This window comes from Paenibacillus allorhizoplanae, from assembly GCF_927798215.1.
In the GTDB taxonomy this organism is placed as follows: domain Bacteria; phylum Bacillota; class Bacilli; order Paenibacillales; family NBRC-103111; genus Paenibacillus_E; species Paenibacillus_E allorhizoplanae.
Window position 1 is genome coordinate 339010 of the sequence record NZ_CAKMMW010000002.1, and the last position, 19446, is coordinate 358455.

At 47.3% G+C, this 19446-nt stretch carries 17 protein-coding genes; 4 read left to right on the plus strand and 13 right to left on the minus strand.

Annotated features, from left to right (window positions below; genetic code table 11):
- Positions 1–7 precede the first annotated feature (7 nt).
- From L6I86_RS04185 to L6I86_RS04210, 6 genes are all read right to left on the minus strand, one after another.
- The gene (locus tag L6I86_RS04185; protein WP_236284886.1) at positions 8–424 is read right to left on the minus strand and encodes a PaaI family thioesterase; all 417 of its coding nucleotides are present in this window, start codon (positions 422–424) and stop codon (positions 8–10) included.
- Positions 425–478: 54 nt separating this feature from the next.
- The gene (locus L6I86_RS04190) at positions 479–2149 is read right to left on the minus strand and encodes a long-chain-fatty-acid--CoA ligase (RefSeq protein WP_236284887.1); all 1671 of its coding nucleotides are present in this window, start codon (positions 2147–2149) and stop codon (positions 479–481) included.
- Between the two features lie 37 nt (positions 2150–2186).
- Positions 2187–3959, minus strand: a complete 1773-nt coding sequence (locus L6I86_RS04195) for an acyl-CoA dehydrogenase family protein (RefSeq protein ID WP_236284888.1) — start codon at positions 3957–3959, stop codon at positions 2187–2189.
- 67 nt (positions 3960–4026) lie between these two features.
- Positions 4027–5214, minus strand: coding sequence for an acetyl-CoA C-acyltransferase (locus tag L6I86_RS04200; protein ID WP_236284889.1), 1188 nt, complete (start codon positions 5212–5214; stop codon positions 4027–4029).
- Between the two features lie 129 nt (positions 5215–5343).
- On the minus strand, positions 5344–7737 hold the full coding sequence (locus L6I86_RS04205; RefSeq protein ID WP_236284891.1) for a 3-hydroxyacyl-CoA dehydrogenase/enoyl-CoA hydratase family protein: 2394 nt from the start codon (positions 7735–7737) through the stop codon (positions 5344–5346).
- Positions 7738–7789: 52 nt separating this feature from the next.
- A complete protein-coding gene (locus tag L6I86_RS04210; RefSeq protein WP_236284893.1) occupies positions 7790–9829 on the minus strand; it encodes a (Fe-S)-binding protein in 2040 nt (679 codons plus the stop codon).
- A gap of 270 nt (positions 9830–10099) precedes the next feature.
- Between L6I86_RS04210 and L6I86_RS04215 the strand changes: the two genes are divergently transcribed.
- From L6I86_RS04215 to L6I86_RS04225, 3 genes are all read left to right on the plus strand, one after another.
- Positions 10100–10687, plus strand: coding sequence for a TetR/AcrR family transcriptional regulator (locus L6I86_RS04215; RefSeq protein ID WP_268796233.1), 588 nt, complete (start codon positions 10100–10102; stop codon positions 10685–10687).
- A gap of 61 nt (positions 10688–10748) precedes the next feature.
- Complete coding sequence (locus L6I86_RS04220; protein WP_236284895.1) at positions 10749–11513, plus strand: electron transfer flavoprotein subunit beta/FixA family protein; 765 nt, start codon at positions 10749–10751, stop codon at positions 11511–11513.
- 38 nt (positions 11514–11551) lie between these two features.
- Positions 11552–12535 carry an electron transfer flavoprotein subunit alpha/FixB family protein gene (locus L6I86_RS04225; protein ID WP_236284897.1) on the plus strand — a complete coding sequence of 328 codons (984 nt, stop codon included), beginning with the start codon at positions 11552–11554 and terminating at the stop codon, positions 12533–12535.
- Positions 12536–12590: 55 nt separating this feature from the next.
- Here L6I86_RS04225 and L6I86_RS04230 read toward each other — a convergent pair whose 3' ends face one another.
- From L6I86_RS04230 to L6I86_RS04245, 4 genes are all read right to left on the minus strand, one after another.
- Positions 12591–13160 (minus strand): hypothetical protein, encoded by a 570-nt coding sequence (locus L6I86_RS04230; protein WP_236284899.1) that lies wholly within the window; start codon positions 13158–13160, stop codon positions 12591–12593.
- A gap of 157 nt (positions 13161–13317) precedes the next feature.
- On the minus strand, positions 13318–14463 hold the full coding sequence (locus tag L6I86_RS04235) for a winged helix DNA-binding domain-containing protein (RefSeq protein WP_236284901.1): 1146 nt from the start codon (positions 14461–14463) through the stop codon (positions 13318–13320).
- Positions 14464–14485: 22 nt separating this feature from the next.
- The gene (locus L6I86_RS04240; RefSeq protein ID WP_236284903.1) at positions 14486–15280 is read right to left on the minus strand and encodes an SDR family NAD(P)-dependent oxidoreductase; all 795 of its coding nucleotides are present in this window, start codon (positions 15278–15280) and stop codon (positions 14486–14488) included.
- Positions 15281–15413: 133 nt separating this feature from the next.
- Positions 15414–16433, minus strand: coding sequence for a helix-turn-helix transcriptional regulator (locus L6I86_RS04245; protein ID WP_236284905.1), 1020 nt, complete (start codon positions 16431–16433; stop codon positions 15414–15416).
- A 154-nt stretch (positions 16434–16587) separates the two neighbouring features.
- On the opposite strand from L6I86_RS04245, the gene L6I86_RS04250 reads away from it, so the two are divergent.
- Positions 16588–17013: an ester cyclase gene (locus L6I86_RS04250; protein ID WP_236284906.1), complete on the plus strand. Its 426-nt coding sequence runs from the start codon at positions 16588–16590 to the stop codon at positions 17011–17013.
- Positions 17014–17101: 88 nt separating this feature from the next.
- Here L6I86_RS04250 and L6I86_RS04255 read toward each other — a convergent pair whose 3' ends face one another.
- The 3 genes from L6I86_RS04255 to L6I86_RS04265 all read right to left on the minus strand — a co-directional run bounded on the left by L6I86_RS04255 (position 17102) and on the right by L6I86_RS04265 (position 19242).
- The gene (locus L6I86_RS04255) at positions 17102–18052 is read right to left on the minus strand and encodes an alpha/beta fold hydrolase (protein WP_236284907.1); all 951 of its coding nucleotides are present in this window, start codon (positions 18050–18052) and stop codon (positions 17102–17104) included.
- Positions 18053–18173: 121 nt separating this feature from the next.
- Entirely contained in the window at positions 18174–18392 is a 219-nt protein-coding gene (locus L6I86_RS04260; protein ID WP_056621072.1) for a YezD family protein, read from the minus strand.
- A 19-nt stretch (positions 18393–18411) separates the two neighbouring features.
- Positions 18412–19242 carry an alpha/beta hydrolase family protein gene (locus L6I86_RS04265; protein WP_236284908.1) on the minus strand — a complete coding sequence of 277 codons (831 nt, stop codon included), beginning with the start codon at positions 19240–19242 and terminating at the stop codon, positions 18412–18414.
- Between the last annotated feature and the right edge of the window lie 204 nt (positions 19243–19446).

Sequence of the window (19446 nt, forward strand, 5' to 3'; positions counted from 1 at the left end):
CTTTCGTCTAAATCACTCGAAACGTTCCCGTCCCCATCGTTCCCAAATTACCTTCACTATCTTCAACTCGGCCTTGGGCGGTGATCATTTTACGTGATTGATGGACAAGTTCTGCTGTCACGAGCAGCCTACCCGCATATAACGGTGACACAAAATGCACATTCAGATTTGTCGTAACAACCTTCTCCTCGGGCCTAGCTATCATTGCAATAATCCCCATTGCCGTATCTAACAATGATGAGGTTACACCGCCATGAACCATGCCAATCGGATTCAGATGATGCGGCTTCGCCTCCAAGGCAATCGTGATAACACCGTCCTTCAAGTCTACAAATTCACAACCCAGAAAGCCCCAGAAGGTGGGCTCCGCTGCTGCTGCGAGTTGCTGCAATTTTCGAATTATACGATCATGTCCATCATCCATTGGACTCCCTCCTTCTTTGTAAGGGCTGCCCCTACGCATGATGAGAAAAGACACTTACTGCTTAACTTCTTCCTCTAGTAATTGCCGCCTGAGCACCTTTCCAATCATCGTTTTCGGTAAAGACTGCCTGAATTCAACTTTACGAGGGACTTTATAGGCCGCCAAGCGTTCTCTACACCAGACATCTAACTCTTTTTCCGAGAGCGTCATACCTTCTCTTAGCACGATAAAAGCTTTCACGGTTTCCCCACGGTATTCATCAGGAACACCTGCGACAGCTGCCTCCAGAATCGCTGGATGCTCGTAGAGAACTTCTTCAATATCGCGTGGATAAATATTAAAGCCGCCTGCAATAATTAAATCCTTTTTACGATCAACGATTGAAAAGAAACCATCCTCATCCATGCGTCCCATATCACCGGTATATAACCAGCCATCCTTAATCGTCTTTGCCGTTTCTTGTTCCCGTTTCCAGTAACCCTTCATAATTTGAGGGCCTTTAATAATAATTTCACCGATTTCACCAATCGGCATTTCCTCTCCAGAGTCAGAATCCACGACTTTCGTTACCGTATCCGGAAAAGGAACACCGATGGACATAATTTTACGAAATCCCCAAATCGGATTCGCATGCGTAACGGGAGAAGCCTCTGTCAGCCCGTACCCTTCAATTAATCTACCGCCGGTCAACGCCTCAAATCGCTCTTGAACCTCCAATGGCAATGGCGCTGAACCGCTTACACAAACATTGATCGAAGAAATATCAACTTCCTTCACCCGTTTATGATTGATTAATGCGACATACATTGTAGGTGCACCTGGGAAAATCGTAGGCTTTAACTTGTGAATCGTATCGAGAATCATATCAATATCGAACTTCGGAATAAGGATTAGCATCCCTGCTCGATACATCGATTGATTCAATAGAACCGTCAGACCAAAGACGTGGAAACAAGGAATAGCCCCTAAAAAACGATCTCCGCCAGGCTGGACTTGATAACACCAATTGCTCGTCTGATACGTATTGGCAATTAAATTGGTATGCGTTAGCATCACACCTTTGGATAATCCTGTGGTTCCGCCAGTGTATTGAAGCAAGGCAATATCGTCATCTGCGTTGACGTCCACACAGATAGGGGCTGCCGAAGCTGCTCGCAGTAACTTCTTGAATGCATAAACGCCATCACCATAGGTAACATCGAGCTTGGCGCCATCTTTTTTCATTTTAATCGGATATAAAAGATTCTTAGGAAACGGTAAATAGTCCTTAATCGAGGTCACGATAACATGGCGCAGAAATGTCCGCGATTTCGCCTTCTGTACGCGATCAAATAGCAGATCCAATGTAACAATGACGACAGCTTCCGAATCAGAGAGCTGATGAATCAGCTCTCTTTCTACATAAAGCGGATTCGTCATCACGACAATTCCGCCCATCATCAACGTGCCGAAGTATGCAATGATAGCCGAAGGACAATTCGGCAGCATAATCGACACCCGTTCCCCTGGTCGTACCCCAAGATCCATTAACACGTGAGCAAATTGATAAGACGCATGTAGCAATTCGCGATATGATAGCTTTTTCCCCAAGAAATACAAGGCTGGCCGTTCGGGAAATTGATGTGCTGAATCAACCAACAAACGTGCTAGATTATGTTTCGGGTACTCGTAAGTCGGCGCCACTTCCGATGGATAATGACGCAGCCAAGGCTTTGACTCCCTCATACAAAACCATCCCCTTCAGGTTCTTGACTCCCAAGACTCATCCGATGTATTTCTCACCCTGAATTACACGTGCGGCGATGTCGCGCTTCAACCCCACCGTATTGACACTGCTGCGTCTAGACAGCTTCTTGAGTATGGATAGTTGAGTCCGCAGCACATCTCCTTCTTCCATCGTACTGAGCGCTTCTTTCGCATATGCCTCAATTTTGTCAAAAGCCTCATGAATAAATACCGTCGTAAGCTGAATGGCATTCGTCGCCTTCGTTTCACCTAGTTTGTGAATGATCTTTTGGGTCCGTAACAGCCCGCTTTCAGCCGCAAAAATCTGAATCATGATATCCGCGAGGTTGCTCAATACTTCCTGATTTTTCTCGAGAGCCATACCGTATTTCTGTACGGCAAGCCCGCCCACCATGAGGAACACCTTTTTGGCCATCCCGACCAAATGAGTTTCTTCAGCCAATGTACCTTCAAACGATTGGCCTGGCATATAGGCAAGTAACTCACCTTGTAGTGCTTGCGCTTTTTGCAGCAAAGGCAGTTCGCCTTTCATCGCTTTCTTGACCAGCGTACCCGGGATGAGCAAGCGATTAATTTCATTCGTCCCTTCGAAAATGCGATTAATCCGCGAGTCACGATAGATCCGCTCTACTTTATATTCTTGAATGAAGCCGTAACCACCGTGAATTTGTAGTCCTTCATCCGCAACAAAGTCAAGAACTTCCGAAGCGAAAACCTTATTAATTGAGCATTCAAGCGCGTATTCCGATATGCCTTTTGCCGATATTTTGCCTGCATCAGGACTGGAATGGTCAATATCCTTGAGGATCGTATCAAATAGGCCAGTCGTCCGGTACACCATGCTTTCCAAGATATAAGTCTGGATATTCATTTCTGCTAGTTTTTTACCAATTAGTGGAAATTTTGAGATTGGCGTTTGGAATTGCTGGCGCGTATTCGCATATTTCACTGCAAGCTCAATAGTCTCCTTGGACGCACCTAGACAACCAACAGCTAATTTGTAACGCCCGATATTCAGAATGTTAAAAGCGATCAGATGGCCTTTGCCGATTTCTCCGAGCAGGTTTTCTACCGGCACTTTCACATCTTCGAAAAATAACGGGCGCGTCGAGGAGCCTTTGATTCCCATCTTTTTCTCTTCGGGTCCCATCGTAAACCCTGGATCACCTTTTTCCACGATAAAAGCGGTGAAGTCTGTGCCGTTAATTTTGGCATACACGATGAATATATCTGCGAATCCGGCATTTGTGATATAGAGTTTGGACCCGTTTAAAAGGTAGTGCTTTCCATCGTCGGAAAGGCGGGCCGTTGTTTTGGCACCAAGCGCATCGGAACCCGAAGTTGGCTCCGTTAAGCAATAGGCAGCGATTTTCGCTCCAGTGGCTAAATCAGGCAGATACTTTTTCTTCTGTTCCATTGTACCGAAGAACACGATTGGCAACGTTCCGATCCCCACGTGTGCGCCAATGGATAAAGCAAAGGAGGATGCTCGCGCTAAATTTTCGCTAATGATTGTGGAGCTGACCTTATCCAAGCCAAGTCCGCCATAGATTTCTGGCACATCCGCCCCAAGCAACCCAAGATCACCTGCACTACGCATGAGTTTGACAGTCAAATCATAATCTAACTTTTCTAAATGCTCATCATTCGGCATAACTTCCCCGTTCACGTAATCACGCGTTGTTTCTGCAATCATGCGATGTTCTTCCGTGAAATCCTCCGGTGTTACGATGGAATGAAAATCAAGATCCGATATAACAAAGCTTCCGCCAACGACTTTGTTCGTCATGAGTCAACTCTCCTTATGATTTGGAATGATGATAATGAACATATATGAAAGTAAAATGAGTGCCGCCTTACTCCATTGCATGGACTTGAAACACGCCAGCCGCTCCCATACCACCGCCGATACACATCGACACAACCCCGTACCCGCCGCCTCGGCGCTGTAGCTCATAGATCAAACTAGTTGACAGCTTTGCACCTGTGCAGCCAAGTGGATGACCCAGTGCAATCGCTCCACCATTTACATTGACCTTCTCCTCGTCAATTCCCAGCTCGCGAACGATATGAACGCACTGTGAAGCAAAAGCTTCATTAATCTCGAAGAGATCGACTTGATCTTGGGAAATACCAGCCATCTTCAGTGCTTTCGGAATCGCTTTGACGGGGCCAACGCCCATAATTTCCGGCTCCACACCGGAAAGTGCGAAGGACAGGAACGTCGCCATCGGCTTCAGCCCGAGCGCTTCCGCGCGCTCTCGGCTCATCAGCACGGCCGCCGCTGCGCCGTCCGACGTCTGTGACGCGTTGCCCGCCGTCACAGAGCCACCCAAGCTGAACGCAGGCTTCAGCTTGCTCAGCCCTTCCACGGATGTATCGGGGCGAACGCCCTCATCCGTAGCAAACACATACTCACGAACGAAGGCCTTGCCTCGTTCGTCAACGCCCTTCACGCTCGTGCTCACCGGCACGATCTCATCCGTGAAGCGGCCCGCTGCGATGGCCGCCGCTGCCTTCTGATGGCTGCGCGTCGCAAAGCCATCCTGCGCTTCGCGCGAGATGCCGAAGCGCTGCGCGACGGCTTCGGCCGTATGCCCCATGCCCATGTATACCTCGGGCATGGTCTCGACCAGCCGCGGATGCGGCGAGAGCTTGAAGCCCGTCATCGGGACGTGGCTCATGCTCTCAACGCCTCCGGCAATGATCACCTCGGCGTGGCCGAGCATAATGCGCTCCGCCGCATACGCGATGGCTTGCAAGCCGGAGGAACAGAAACGATTGACCGTGATCGCCGGCACCGTCACGGGAAAGCCCGCATACAGCGACATCGTGCGGGCGAAGTTCAGCCCTTGCTCGCCTTCGGGCATCGCGCACCCGATGATGATGTCCTCGACATCACCTTTGTCGAGACCAGGCACTCGCCGTACGGCTTCTTCAAGTACGGCTTTGCCTAGATCTTCCGCGCGCGTTTGCGCGAAACTGCCTTTTTTCGCGCGTCCAACAGCTGTGCGTGTTATGGATACAATGACGGCTTCCTTCATCGAACTCACCTCATTAGGAATAGTTGGGTATCATACCTCACAAATTGTGTTCTCATCTCGCTTTTGGACCAATAGCCTCGCTACGTTCCCTTACGGAGTTAGGTGTAAGGGGTTAGTTAACGCCAGTTCTTAATTCCTCAAAGCCTTGCCTTTCGAGAGCATAAACTGCATCCGCTGCTGCGTCTTGATCTCACCACATAAACTCAAAAACGCCTCGCGCTCCAAATCCAGCATATATTGTTCCGTCACCAATGTCCCCGCAGGTACATTCCCACCTGCCAACACATGTGCGAGTTTATTCGCAATCAGTTGGTCATGCTCGCTAATGTAGCCGCCTTTCAGCATCGAGTAAGCGCCAACCTGCATAACCGCCTTCCCGTTCTCGCCTACGACACGGATTTTCTCAATCGCAGGTGGCGTATAGCCTGCCGCATCCATTCGAAGTACGGCTTGCTTCGCTTCATAAATCCGATGATCCGGATTTACGACTACGGAATCTTGCGCTCGCATATAGCCAAGACGTTTCGTATCATGGCCGCTCGTGGACACCTTTGCCATGGCCACCGTCTCAAAAGCTGCATTGATCCATGGCTGCAGATCAACCTCTGGGTCTCTCACTTGTTGGCTGGCCAGCAGCGCTAATTCCTTGCAGCCACCTCCGGCAGGAATGAGTCCAACACCCGTTTCAACGAGTCCGTAATACGTCTCCGCCGAGAAAATCGTTTGATCCGCCGGCATGCAGGCCTCTACGCCACCACCGAGCGTCATTTTATGCGGGGCAGCGACGACAGGTTTATCCAGTCTTTTCAGCTTCAGCATGGCATTCTGGAATAACCGAATGATGCCATCCACTTCATCCCACTCGCCGTCCTGAGCTTCCATCAACAGGAGCATTAGATTGGCGCCAACACAGAAGTTTTTGCCCTCATTGGCCACAACCAGCCCCCGATAATTACTACGCACCTCATCAACACTTTGCTGAATCATCGTGAGAATATCGGCCCCGATCGCATTGTTCGGAGAGTTAAACTCCAGGCAAGCTACATCATCGCCAATATCGATTAAACTCGCTCCGCTGTTCGAACGGATGATTTTGTTCTGCTGCTTGAGAGATGCCAGCGAAATGATTTCTGGCCGCGACTCCACCTCGCGAAGCTCCTCGTTCAAAATCGCGAAGGTGCGACCCTCTTTCCGCTCATAGAAACTGTCATGACCCGCGTCAATCCATGCTTTTACCCACTCGGGCACAGTACTGCCTTCCACTTCCATGCGTTCCACAGAACGTTTTAGCCCAATCGCATCCCATGTTTCAAAAGGTCCCAACTCCCAGTTAAAGCCCCACTTGAGCGCATTATCGATATCAACGATTGTTTCCGCGATTTCATCGCGTTTCTCAGCAGCGTACAGTAGAACCGGCTTCAGAATGTTCCACGCTAGCTCCGAATACCGATCCTTCGCACCAAGCAATGCCTTCAACTTGCCCACAGTTCCCTTCGCCTGTTTGGCAGCCTCCAAGGATGCTGAACTAATTTTGCGACCTGCCGCGTAGGCCATAGTCTCTAAATTCAAAGCTTGAATTTCCTTGCCTTCCGCTGTTTTTACCTTTTTATAAAAGCCCTGACCTTGTTTCTCACCAATCCAGCCTTTGGCTACCATCTCTTTCAAAATTGCAGGGGTATCGAAGACATCCTTCTCAACCGGATCCGTCACAAGATCAAACACATTGTTCGCCACATGCACGAATGTATCGAGACCAACAAGGTCCAATGTGCGGAATGTTGCGCTTTTCGGTCGCCCCATGGCAGGTCCTGTAACCGCATCTACCTCTTCAACCGTATAGCCTTTGGCCAGCATTTCTCTTAACGTAATGAGCAAACCGTAAGTACCAATCCGATTACTTATAAAATTAGGTGTATCTTTCGCTTGCACAACGCCCTTACCAAGCTTTTTCTCACAAAAATCACTCATACTCGAGATGATCACAGGATCCGTCTGCTCATTCGGAATAATTTCCAATAATTTCATGTAGCGTGGAGGATTAAAGAAATGAGTCCCTAGAAAATGTTTCTTGAATGCTTCCCCAGCGTTCTCCACCATCGCATTTATGGAAATTCCTGACGTATTCGATGAAACGATCGTACCGGGTTTCCACACCTTTTCAATACGAGCGATAAGCTCTTGTTTAGCCTGTAAATTTTCGATAATGACTTCGACAATCCAATCCACTTGGCTCAGCTTCGCCAAATCATCTTCAATATTCCCTGGCGTGATGCGTGAGGCAAAAGTTTCACTATACAAGGGTGCTGGGTTTGTCTTGCCGAGCTTCTCCAGAGCAGTAACAGCAAACCGATTCCGTACTTTGGGATGATCGAGCGTCAAACCTGCCGCTTCCTCTTGTGGTGTTAACTGTTCAGGCACACGATCGAGCAATAAAACAGGAATACCTACATTGGCCAAATGCGCAGCAATACCGGAACCCATTACACCCGAACCGATTACCGCTGCCGTACGAATAGTTGTCATGAGATCATCTCCTTAAAGTTTTCGTTAGAAAACTGGCTTCGAAAGCACTACTTTAGTTTTTCGATAGACCAAACACCGATTGTGCAAGAATTTCTGCGATATCTCGTGCTTTTACTTGCTCTTCTACTTCTTTCAGCTTCGTGCCATCCTCCACCATCGTCAAACAATAAGGACACGCCGAGGTGATCACCGTTGGCTTGACACTCAGAAGCTGCTCCGTACGCGCCACATTCACACGAGTACCGGCCGTTTCCTCCATCCACATCATGCCTCCACCCGCTCCACAGCACATGCTGTTCTCACGAGAACGCGCTTGTTCCACAAGTTCCACACCAGGAATCGCCCGCAACACATTACGGGGCTCCTCGTACACTTCGTTATAACGACCTAAGTAGCAAGAATCGTGGTACGTTATGCGTTCATTGACCTCGTATTGCGGAGTCAAGCGTCCTTCTTTCACCCATAGATCCAGCAATTCTGTATGATGATAAACTTCTGCCGTTAAGCCAAATTCGGGATACTCATTTTTGAACGTGTGGTACGTATGCGGGCAAGTCGTGACGATCTTCCCTACCTTATACTTTTGAAAAGTAGCGATATTGTCCGCACACAGCTGTTGGAACAAGAATTCATTCCCCATCCGACGCGGTGTATCACCTGAATTTTTCTCCTCATTTCCTAATATGGCAAAAGAGATACCAGCCTCCTTCATTAATTTCACAAATGCATGTGTGATTTTACGACTGCGATTATCATAGGCGCCCATTGAGCCTAAAAAGAACAAATACTCAAACGTTGGATTTTCTTTAACGGTTCGAACCTCAAGCACATCTTCCGGGTCAACCTCTTTGACCCATTTCACACGATCATTGCGTGAAATCCCCCAAGGATTTCCTTGTCTTTCGATATTTTGAAGTGCGCGCTGACCGTCATGCGGCATACTGCCTTGCGTCAGCACCAAGTGCCTGCGCATATCAATGATTTTATCCACATGCTCATTCGCAACTGGACATTGATCCTCACAGTTTCGACAGGTTGTACAAGCCCACAGCTCTTCCTCGGTGATCACACCTCCGATGAGTTCCACTTCAAGAGCGTTACCCTGCGATTCCGGCGCAAACACCATGGCAGGTACCCAAGGGGATTTCGAGGTTATAGCAGCGCCCTTCTCCGTCAAATGATCGCGCAGCTTCGTAATGAGGTGCATCGGGGACAGCAGCTTCCCAGTCGTATTAGCGGGACATACGCTCGTACAACGACCACATTCTACACAGGAGTAGAAATCCAGCATTTGTTTTTGGGTAAAATCCTCAATCTTGCCAACACCGAATGTCTCTGCGTCTTCATCCTCCAAATTCAGGGATGCAAGCTTACCCGTCGGCTCCGTGCGTCGCAGCAAGATGTTAATCGGAGCCGTAATAATGTGAAAATGCTTGGACTGCGGCACATAGATAAGGAAAGATAACAGAATCAACAAGTGCATCCACCAGCCTGCATAGAAGCCCACCGTCGCCGCCGATGTTGAGATCCCATCGAATAAGGCTGCCCAAACGGATGTCAGCGGAGCGAAGCCTGAGGCTGGGAGCCCCTCGCGCACTCGTTCAAAGCCACCGCTTATAACGACTGACAGCATCAGGAACATGATAAAAAACACGACAATACTTGGCTTCCAGCCTCGCTTAAGGCGTTTAAGCTTCTCGATATAGCGTCGATAGGTCGCGTAACCCATCGCCAGCACGATCAACCCGACCGTCACTTCCTGCATGAGGGTGAAGTAGTCATAACCTGGGACAGGTAACCCTCGGTCAATTAATCCTTTTAAAATAAGGTCCAAAGCACCTAGCTGTAGAATAATGAAGCCGTAAAAAATGACGATATGCATGATACCGCTCTTTTTATCCTTCAATAACTTCGTCTGGCCAAACACTTGAACCGCAAACCCCTTGAGCCTTATCTTGGCTTCCTTCTTCAAATCCACCGATTTCCCCAACTGGATGTATAAGTATCGGTGATACACAACCCGGCCGAACCCGTAGAGCGCCAAACCCGTAACCGCCAAAAAGAGTAGAAACTGAATCAGCGTACCGGTCATGGAGGACCCTCCTTTTATTAGATTTGTTAATCACTCACCTATTTGTTAACGCTTACATTCCCGAATCGCAAAAAAGCAAATTCCATGAGTCCCTTTTAAAATAAGAGTAGAAACCTGCTTCCATGTGAAGAGTAAGCCGACAAACCTCCCTACTGCTTGTTAAGCGGAATAAGTCGTTGACAAGGCGTACTGCGTATTTTATGATGAAATTACGAAAATGAATGAGTATTCATTCACCGATATTTGTATTCTAACACCGAGGTGATCTCCTTGACAAGTGGCAAAAAACCAGACAAGTATTATGCGATTCTCGAAGGCGCGATGAAAGTATTTGCGGAAAACGGGTTTCATAAATCCCAAGTTTCTCGCATTGCCAAAGAAGCCGGTGTCGCGGATGGCACCATTTATCTCTACTTCAAGAAGAAGGAGGATATCTTAACTAGTCTTTTTCAAGAGAAATTAGGCGAGCTTGTCGAGAAATTCAACGCAGCTGTCAGAGAAAGCACGAGCCCGAAGGAGGCGCTGCGCAAAATCTGTGAGATTCATTTTAGCGAGTTGGAAAATAACATTCATATGGCCTACCTCACGCAAATTGAGCTTCGTCAAAGTGATTTGGAGCTTCGTAAAGAGATTGGTCTTGCCCTAAAGAGATATATTATCCTCATTGAAAATATATTAGAAAAAGGAAAGAATGACGGCAGCTTCCGTGCGGATCTGGACGTGAAGCTGGTAAGACTTCTTATTTTTGGAGGTATGGATGAGGTCGTCACCTCTTGGCTGATTTCTGGGCAAAAGTATTCCTTAACGGCTCAGGTTGGTCCTACGCTTGATTTTTTCATTAAAGGCATTGAGTCATAACTATTCTAGAGTTGGGCAAGTAAGGTCTCTATTTCATGTATATTCAGGAGGGAGCTTGGCTATGGACATTTTTGTATTATTGAAGCAAACGTTTGATACAGAGGAGAAAATCGTCTTGCAGAATGGCGTCGTACAAGAGGATGGCGCGAAGTTCGTCATAAATCCATACGACGAGTATGCGGTAGAGCAAGCTATACAATTGCGAGATGAGCATGGCGGTAAAGTGACACTTCTATCGATCGGACCTGATCGCACGGCGGAAGCATTGCGAACCGCTCTCGCGATGGGTGCCGACGAGGCTGTTTTGATTACCGATGATCGAATCCTCGGGGACGAATTTGAAATTGCTGAAATTTTAGCCGCGTATTTACGCAGCCAATCTGTCGATCTCTTACTAGGAGGTAACTTCTCCGTTGATAACGGGGCAGGTCAAGTAGCTATTCGTCTAGCTAACCTACTTGGATTGCCTCATGTTGCTTCGATTACTAAGCTGGAAATCACAGGAGAAACAGCACTTGTTCATCGCGATGCTGAAGGCGATATCGAAGTGATCGAAGTTCCACTCCCTGCCTTATTTACAGCGCAACAAGGCCTAAATGAACCTAGATACCCCTCACTTCCTGGCATTATGAAAGCGAAGAAAAAACCTTTCCAACACTTAACCCTTGATGACATTTCTGGTGCGGATGCCATTCTTGCCAAAACGACACGTCTGGCTTTATCCCTCCCGCCCGAGCGTCAAGCTGGTCGCATCCTCAAAGGTGAACTTGCCCACCAAGTAACTGAGCTCGTTCAAGCATTGCGAAACGAATCCAAAGTGATCTAAATACACCCGAAACTATAATAACTTAGGAGGCTATATCGATGGCTAAACAATTTCTTGTAGTTGCAGAAGCTCGCAGTGGCAAGCTTCGTCAAGTATCCTTTGAGGCCTTACGTTCGGCGCAGCTTTCTGCTGCTGATGGTGATACACTTGCTGCCGTTATGCTCGGTGGCGCTGGCACGAAATCGTTAGCTGGTGAGCTCGCCGCTTACGGCGCAGACACCGTCTATGTTGTCGAAGATCCTCAGCTTGAGAGTTATAGCTCTGAGGCCTATCTAAGTGCTTTGTTGGCCGTTACCGCTGTTGCCGGACCTCATGCCGTTTTTTTCGGCCATACAGCGATAGGCCGAGACCTTGCGCCATTGACCGCCGCTTCGCTTTCAGCCGGCCAAATCTCTGACGTTACCGCCATCGAACGCACTGGCGATAACGTCTTGTTCACCCGACCGCTTTACGCTGGTAAAGCGGTCGAAAAGAAAGCGTTTACCGACCCTGCCGCACCATGGGTCGTCACGATAAGACCCAACAACATCACGGCTGCCTCCCCTGACGCTTCGCGTCAAGCTGCAATCATCGATGTTGCCTATCCCGCTCCCTCCCTGCGAAGCATCATCCGGGAGGTCGTGAAAAAAACGTCCGGCGCCATCGACTTGGCAGAAGCCAAGATCGTCGTCTCCGGCGGACGGGGCGTGCGCAGCGCCGATGGGTTCCAGCCGCTCGAAGAGCTGGCTGCCGTCTTAGGCGGCGCGGTTGGGGCTTCCCGCGGGGCTTGCGACGCGGGGTACTGCGAGTACGCGATGCAGATCGGCCAGACCGGCAAGGTCGTGACGCCAGAAATTTACATCGCGTGCGGCATTAGCGGCGCCATTCAACATTTGGCGGGGATGAGCTCTTCGCGCGTCATCATCGCGATCAACAAGGATGCAGAGGCGCCGATCTTTAAAGTTGCCGACTATGGCATCGTCGGCGATCTGTTCGAGGTCGTGCCGCTGCTGACCGAGGAATTTAAGAAGCTGCTGGCGTAAACGCAGCAGACGAGAGCAGCCCCCTTCGCAGTACGCGAAGGGGGCTGCTTAATAATCATTTCTTCCATTTTCGCCGGAACAAGAAAATCGTCGTTCCTATCGCAACTACTCCAATTACCGCAACCCAGATAAAGGGGTGCATGCGTGACAGCTCACCTTCAAGATGAACTTGTTCGGTCGGAAATTTTCCCTCGCCTAATACTGCCAAATCCTCTTGCGATTGATTTAAAGCAACCGTCCTGTCACAAATAATTGTAACAAGCAACTCTTTACCTCCATACATCGATGATGGCGCAGCATAAACCAAATATTCTTTGCCTTTTTCAAAATTAATTCCACAATCCCCGCCACCGCTTCCCGTATGAATAATAATTTGAGATTCAGTGCCGCCTTTCCATATACGACTTACGTCGAATAGCGCAGCTTTGGTCATACTTCCGTTTACGTTTTTTTGCTCCTTCACTTCAAGCACTTTCCCAGAAAAAACAGCTTCCGATCGACTAAATTGATCTTTCACAGTTTGAGGCTGAGCACAAGAGCAAGCATATACATCAGAAGAATGGAAGATCATCATGAAGCTTAATCCTAGAACCGTCATAAGTAGGATACTTATTACTCTTCTCACCACAACTCCCCCTTCTAACCCCAACTTCATAACAACTCACACAACTCTTAAACGGACCAGCGCTCCCAAATGTTTCAAGAATAATGTAAATTATTTCCTATCCAGCTGATCCATTTAGGTGTTTGATTGTTTATAAACGTTGTGCTCGTTGCATTGCCTAGGTTAGGAACTGAATATCAGGGGTGAGGTCGTCAGCCGCTGCAAATTTCAACAGTTTAGCCCCTTCTACTGCTAATTCATCTTGTTCCTGAGAAGTTAAACTCCTGAAGGGTTCAATGGTGAGTGTCGCTGTTCCGCTCCCCCGCTTGAGATTCCATATACCGCTCACAAAGCCATCCACGAGGATAACTGACCGAATGATGCCGTTCTTGGTGAATACCCGATTTCGATACGTGTCATCAATAATCCTTGTCCGATCTGCGTGTGATAAGAGGATATTATCATACTCGCCCAAAAATCGCGGTTGAGCCGCACTAGCTGGGTCGGGTCTCGGTGCATCTGGTAGGTCAAACAATTCATTCCCCTGCTCATCACGAAAGCAGATGAGATCAGGACGAAGCTTCTCAAATACCTCACGCAACCTGGTTTGACCCGACCATGCCTGCATATCCTTGACTGAAGCTGGGCCAAAGGCGGACAAGTAGCGTTGGATCATTATCTCCGGCTTCGGTTCGGAAGAGAGGCACGATCCCAACCAGAGTTCTGAAGACGTATGCAATGATTGGCCACTTTGACCCCAAAGTCCGCGCGGCGGCACTTGAACAAGTGGCACCATCGTCCGAATGGCAGCTGCGAGAGCATCCGGATCACGGTCCGGCCACTCTTCACTTAGCCGCTTGCCTATTTCGCTGAATGTCTTTGGCTTCGCTTCAACCAATGCTCGGCCTGCAGCGGCTAGCGCCTGTGCATCTAAACCAGCGAGACTTTTGCCATAGGTACCGGTAAAAGCTCGGTCGTGGACACCTTGTATCCATGGTCGCATCTCCAAACAATCACGAGCTGACACTAAGTAAATTGTGGAGCGCATCATCGCGATGCGCACCGCCTTCCTTTCTTCAATAAGTTGACTCAGTTCTTCCTGTCGAAATTCTTCAAGCCGTGTCCACAAAGCATAGTATGGAGGATTGGGGGCTTGCGCCTGCAAACCAACTAAATGCTCAATGGCTTCAAGCGCTGGTAGATTGACTCTCCTAAGCAGAAATTGTCTCTCGAGCAAAGCACGGTTCAAAGCGCGTCTTCCAAGAACTGAAGCAGTTTCGAGGTTAGCTGCCGTATGAGCTGGCTTCTTCTTACCTGTATCCACGCACACGCCTCCAATATAAATATCAAAAAATAGTAGGTATCATCCCACCATCCATCCGAATCGGAGAACCTTTAAATGCGGAAGCATATGGGCTACATAGGAAGGCAGCTAGTCTTCCGATTTCAATAGGATTGATAAACCGTTGGATTTCAGATTGAGGTAAGATTGTAGACATCAATTGTTTCTCTTTTTCTGAAAAAGTCATATCTTCATTAGGATACATACCTTCAATGATTTGTTGCACATTTTCAGAGAGTGTTGGTCCTGGCATGATTGAATTGACAGTGACTTCTGACCCTCTTGTTAATTTAGATAGGCTTTTGGACAACGATAATAGCATTGATTTTGTCATACAATACTGTGGCATTTGACCAGAAGGCATCAGTGCTTCTTCACTTGCGATAAAGATAATCCGCCCATAATCATTTTTCAGCATGTTAGGTAAGTAAAATTTAGATAATCCATTTGCAGCTAGAACATTGGTACGGAAGTACTTTTCCCATATTTCATCATCAATGTCCTCATATTGCATTATTTCATAAATCCCCATATTGTTCACTAAAATATCTATGTCGGGGTATTTTTTAAATAGAGCCTCTCTTTGCATACGATCTACAATATCGGCCGTCGCATTTTGAGGTGAGGTAGCTGGGAAATTCGACTTCATTTCTTGAACATTCCGCTCTACCTCTTCAAAATTCCGTCCATTAATGAGGACATTGACACCTTCTTTGGCAAGTTCAATCGCAATAGCTTTACCTATCCCCTTCGTAGATCCTGTAACTAAAGCTGTTTTATTGGTTAATCCCATATCCATCGTACATGTCTCCTTTTGGTAAAAAATCTTGTGACCGGATAGGGATTATCTTACTTGGTTTGGATTGTTTCGTAACTAGCCTATTACGCCAAATTTCTTGCATAACACGCCAAATTATTAATAGCCGTACCTGTTATTTCTCTGCAGCAAAAGTAACATTGGCCGCACGCCAATTGGAAGGCGTATCACCTTCCCACATGCGGAAGGCACGGTAGAATGAGTTCTGATCTTCATATCCAATCAAGAAAGCCACTTCTTTAATTTCGAACGTGGGGTCTGCCAAGTACTCCCTTGCCTGTTCATGCCTAACTTGAGTCAACAGTTGCTGGAAGCTCGTGTTCTCCTCTGTAAGCTGGCGCTGCAATGTGCGCTCACTCATACCCAACTCCTTTGCGACCGTATGAATGTCGGGGCGTCCTCCGGTAAGGCTGCGTTTCAAGATCCATTTGACCATCTCAGTAACAGATCGTCTACGCTGCTGTTCATCCAAGGTTTGGTCCAGAACAGGAGTGAGCATCTCCAGCAATTCTTCGTTGTACGAAACAAAGGGGCGTTCCAAATCTCTTCGATCCAATATCAATCGGTTACTTTGTGCACCAACCTCAACACGGCAGCCAAAGTAAGCTTCAAGTGCCTGTACATCGCCCATGGGCTGTGAAAATTCGACGAATCTCGCCGTTAAAGGCTTGCCTGTGCCTCGTCGCCCGAGTTCCAGCAGGTATGCCAGTGTGATACCAACCAGCATGGATGGACCGGTTTGCTCTGTAGTCAACCAATTCAGTTCAATTACACAGCTCTCCCCCTCCTCGGTGATATGTAAGCTTTCCGGCGGGCACATTTGCTTATAACGAACCATTCGGTTTAGTGCGTCACGATAGTCACGAGCATGGTAAGTCGCTAAGACAGACGGTGGGTACTTGGCTGTTTCAAAGGCGGTCACTAGCTTGATGATTCCTTGGGCATTGTCACCAACGAGATCGGAATAAGCCTGCCAGATCGCGAAATATTGGGTAGTGGTGACTGCTGACTCAGTAATAATGGTGAGCGGCAATCGTGCTTGGCGAGCTATATCGTGGGGATAAATCCCCAAGTGTTGTAATCCTGCCCAAAATCCTAGGGGGATTTTAATTCGGTCTGAGGTAAGATCCTTCATACATTGGAGCCTCCTTCATTTTATATTAGTTTAACACATTGCCTTTGAAAGTTACCTGCCTCATCACCCTTCTAATCCACCGCTTGCACTTCCACCCACAATCCCCTATACTTTTCTACCAATCACTCATTCTTCCAACTAAGGAGCAACGCCTATGTCATTATCACCAAGAGACGTCGTTCAACGATTTTTTCAACTCGTCCGTTCTGGCAAGCAGCCCGATGCAGCCCAAGATTACATGGCCGAACAGGTTCTAGCTCATCAAATGACAGCTGAAAATGAAACAACAGTCCATCGGACGCCGACGAATTATGCTGATCATGTTCGCGAAATGCTTGACGCTTATGGCACTTTTCAATTAGAAGTTCAGGAGCTCCTCGCCCAGGAAGATCGTGTCTATGTTCGATGGAAACAAACGGGTACACATATTGGAGAAGTTGATGGCTTCTCACCTACCGGGAAACCGATTGTCGAAATCGCTAGCGCTGTTTATCGTGTTGAGGATGCAAAAATCGTAGAATACTGGATCCAAATCGACCGTGAAGGCATTCGTGCGCAACTCGAACGGAATGCGAAGTAATAACTATCGAACTCACAAAGTGGCATTTCCAACCATCATCAAAAAAGCTGTTCCCACCAGCCCTCCGGCCGATAAGGAACAGCTTACTTCACTTCGCGATCCAACTATCTAACCTTGCAACAATATCTCCCATTACCTCATCGCGATTAATTTCATTCAACATTTCGTGCCTGCCACCTGGATATAGCTTATAACTGATATCTTGTATCCTCAGCTTCTCATAGGTCTTAATTAAACTGCGAATACCCTTTCCTTGCCCGCCGACTGGATCATCCTCACCTGAGAAAATATAAATTGGAATTTCCTTGCGAATACGAGCCAAATGCTGGGGGGTATGTATTTCCATTAATCCTTTGAAGAAATCCCTGAAGTATCCCGATGTAAAAATCCCACCGCAGTAAGGATCATTGATGTATGCATCAACCTCACGTTCATCCCGACTCAACCAATCAAACGCGGTACGATTCGGCTTGAACTTCGTATTAAACGATCCAAAAGAGAGTGCGGTCAACAGGACACTCCTAAAATGATCTCCACGAATTGCTGCTTCCAGCGTCGCTATCCCAATTCCAACTTGTAGGACTGGGCCTTCTTTTCCATTCGAACCGGACAATAGAATCCCTTGAACATGACTCGGGTATCGCTCCAAATAAGAACCCATGTAATACTGCGTTAAAAATGAACCCATACTATGCCCTAACATAAATAAGGGTAGATAGGACTCTGCATAACGCATACGAATTTGTGATGTAATTTGTCCCATTGCATCAGCCATGGCATGAAAGCCATCCTTGCCAAACTTACCCACGGCTTCCAGAGAACCCGCTGTTCGGCCATGTCCCAAGTGATCATTTGCATAGACGGCGTATCCGTTCTTAGTCAGAACTTTAGCTAAACGCTCATATCTGGCGGCTGTTTCTGCCATCCCGTGTGCAATCTGCACAATCCCCTTGAATCCCACGTCTTCCGAAGGCAGCCACTCGTACACATAGTGTTTGATTCCCTGCGTATCTTCCCAAATAAAGTGACCTTTACGCATAAGATTCTCCTTCCAAATCTCTCTTCTACTCCTCATTAGTATACGTCTTCTGACGAATGAAAACAGCCCCCATTCCACAAGGCATGGGGGCTGATGATAAATGATAAGTCCAATAATGAATCTAAACTTTACTCTTTTGTTTGTTCGTCGATTTCACCGCTTGTAAGGTGGCTTGTGCTTGTGGCGCAGCCGCGGTCTCAAATCTTTTTCTTTCTGTTTTATCAATCTGTGTAATCTTGCCATCATGAACCACAATTTGTACAGAACCATATTCTAGTCCATCTAAAATTTGCTTAATTCGCTCAACCCAAATTTCGTCTAATTCCAGTGGTTTCGCCATCGTCATGCCTCCATGTCATTTAAATTGTCCAATCATTCCACTCTTTGTTTCGTTTATACGTATAGTTTAGCCAATCTCCCGTTTTCTCCAGCAATTCAGTCGTTGAAGGTGTCGTCGAGTACGTATGATTTGCTTGATACACGAGCTCCAGGTCACATTGACCTTCTTTGCGCAGCCAGAACATCTTCTGATATAACGGCGCATAATCGACAGGTATGGTTTCATCTGCTGTTCCATGAAGAACAAATACATCGCCAGTAAATTTACGTAATTGTTCAAACGGTTGATGCTGCGACAAAGATTCGAAGAATCGACTTGTTAGTTTATAGCCATGATGATCGATCGAACCACCCAGTGGCAGTTTCTCGTATTCGTTCTTGCCGACGATTCGCATAATATCGTTGTGTGGATGGGCAACAGCCGACCAAAGGACAAGGGTTTTCACGCGATGATCCTTCGCTGCTGTTAAGACTGCCGCGGCACCGCCTAAGCTATGTCCAAGAAGAATAACTCTACTCAGATCCACACAATCAATGGAAACACCATAATCAATCACTCGTCGGGTCTGTTCAATTAGTACATCTAGTCCACCTGCGCCGTAATCCCCTGTACTTTCGCCACAGCCACCATAATCAAAACGAAGTACAAAATAACCTTGTGCGCTGAAAGAACGAGCTGCCTTTACAAAAAGCCGGTCAACACCGATTCGACTCCCGATAAATCCGTGACAAATGATAATTAAGGGGTAGCGTTGACAATCGGCTTGAACCGCTGTGGTTTGCTGTGTAGGGTAATGTAATGTTGCGGCTAATTCGACATCGTCGCTTTGAATCGTGATGGCATGCTCCATGCTGGTAACTCCCTTTCGTTACTCATATTAATCTTATCTTTTTACTCGGAATTAAAATGTAAACCAATCTTAGCACGGGATTATACTTGTGTCAACGTATGTTTTACTTAATTATCCAAACATTTTTCATAAAAATGGTTAAAGATTTTTCTTTCAATGTATGTTCCTATTTCAAAAATGCATTTCTACTATTATAGGAAAAAA

Excerpts from the sequence above, each read along its gene's own strand:
- L6I86_RS04210 (WP_236284893.1), bottom strand. The coding sequence starts at position 9,829 with ATGACCGGTACGCTGATTCAGTTTCTACTCTTTTTGGCGGTTACGGGT.
- L6I86_RS04220 (WP_236284895.1), top strand. The coding sequence starts at position 10,749 with ATGGACATTTTTGTATTATTGAAGCAAACGTTTGATACAGAGGAGAAA.
- L6I86_RS04195 (WP_236284888.1), bottom strand. The coding sequence starts at position 3,959 with ATGACGAACAAAGTCGTTGGCGGAAGCTTTGTTATATCGGATCTTGAT.
- L6I86_RS04200 (WP_236284889.1), bottom strand. The coding sequence starts at position 5,214 with ATGAAGGAAGCCGTCATTGTATCCATAACACGCACAGCTGTTGGACGC.
- L6I86_RS04265 (WP_236284908.1), bottom strand. The coding sequence starts at position 19,242 with ATGGAGCATGCCATCACGATTCAAAGCGACGATGTCGAATTAGCCGCA.
- L6I86_RS04225 (WP_236284897.1), top strand. The coding sequence starts at position 11,552 with ATGGCTAAACAATTTCTTGTAGTTGCAGAAGCTCGCAGTGGCAAGCTT.
- L6I86_RS04240 (WP_236284903.1), bottom strand. The coding sequence starts at position 15,280 with ATGGATATGGGATTAACCAATAAAACAGCTTTAGTTACAGGATCTACG.
- L6I86_RS04250 (WP_236284906.1), top strand. The coding sequence starts at position 16,588 with ATGTCATTATCACCAAGAGACGTCGTTCAACGATTTTTTCAACTCGTC.
- L6I86_RS04255 (WP_236284907.1), bottom strand. The coding sequence starts at position 18,052 with ATGCGTAAAGGTCACTTTATTTGGGAAGATACGCAGGGAATCAAACAC.
- L6I86_RS04185 (WP_236284886.1), bottom strand. The coding sequence starts at position 424 with ATGGATGATGGACATGATCGTATAATTCGAAAATTGCAGCAACTCGCA.
- L6I86_RS04205 (WP_236284891.1), bottom strand. The coding sequence starts at position 7,737 with ATGACAACTATTCGTACGGCAGCGGTAATCGGTTCGGGTGTAATGGGT.
- L6I86_RS04190 (WP_236284887.1), bottom strand. The coding sequence starts at position 2,149 with ATGAGGGAGTCAAAGCCTTGGCTGCGTCATTATCCATCGGAAGTGGCG.
- L6I86_RS04245 (WP_236284905.1), bottom strand. The coding sequence starts at position 16,433 with ATGAAGGATCTTACCTCAGACCGAATTAAAATCCCCCTAGGATTTTGG.
- L6I86_RS04260 (WP_056621072.1), bottom strand. The coding sequence starts at position 18,392 with ATGGCGAAACCACTGGAATTAGACGAAATTTGGGTTGAGCGAATTAAG.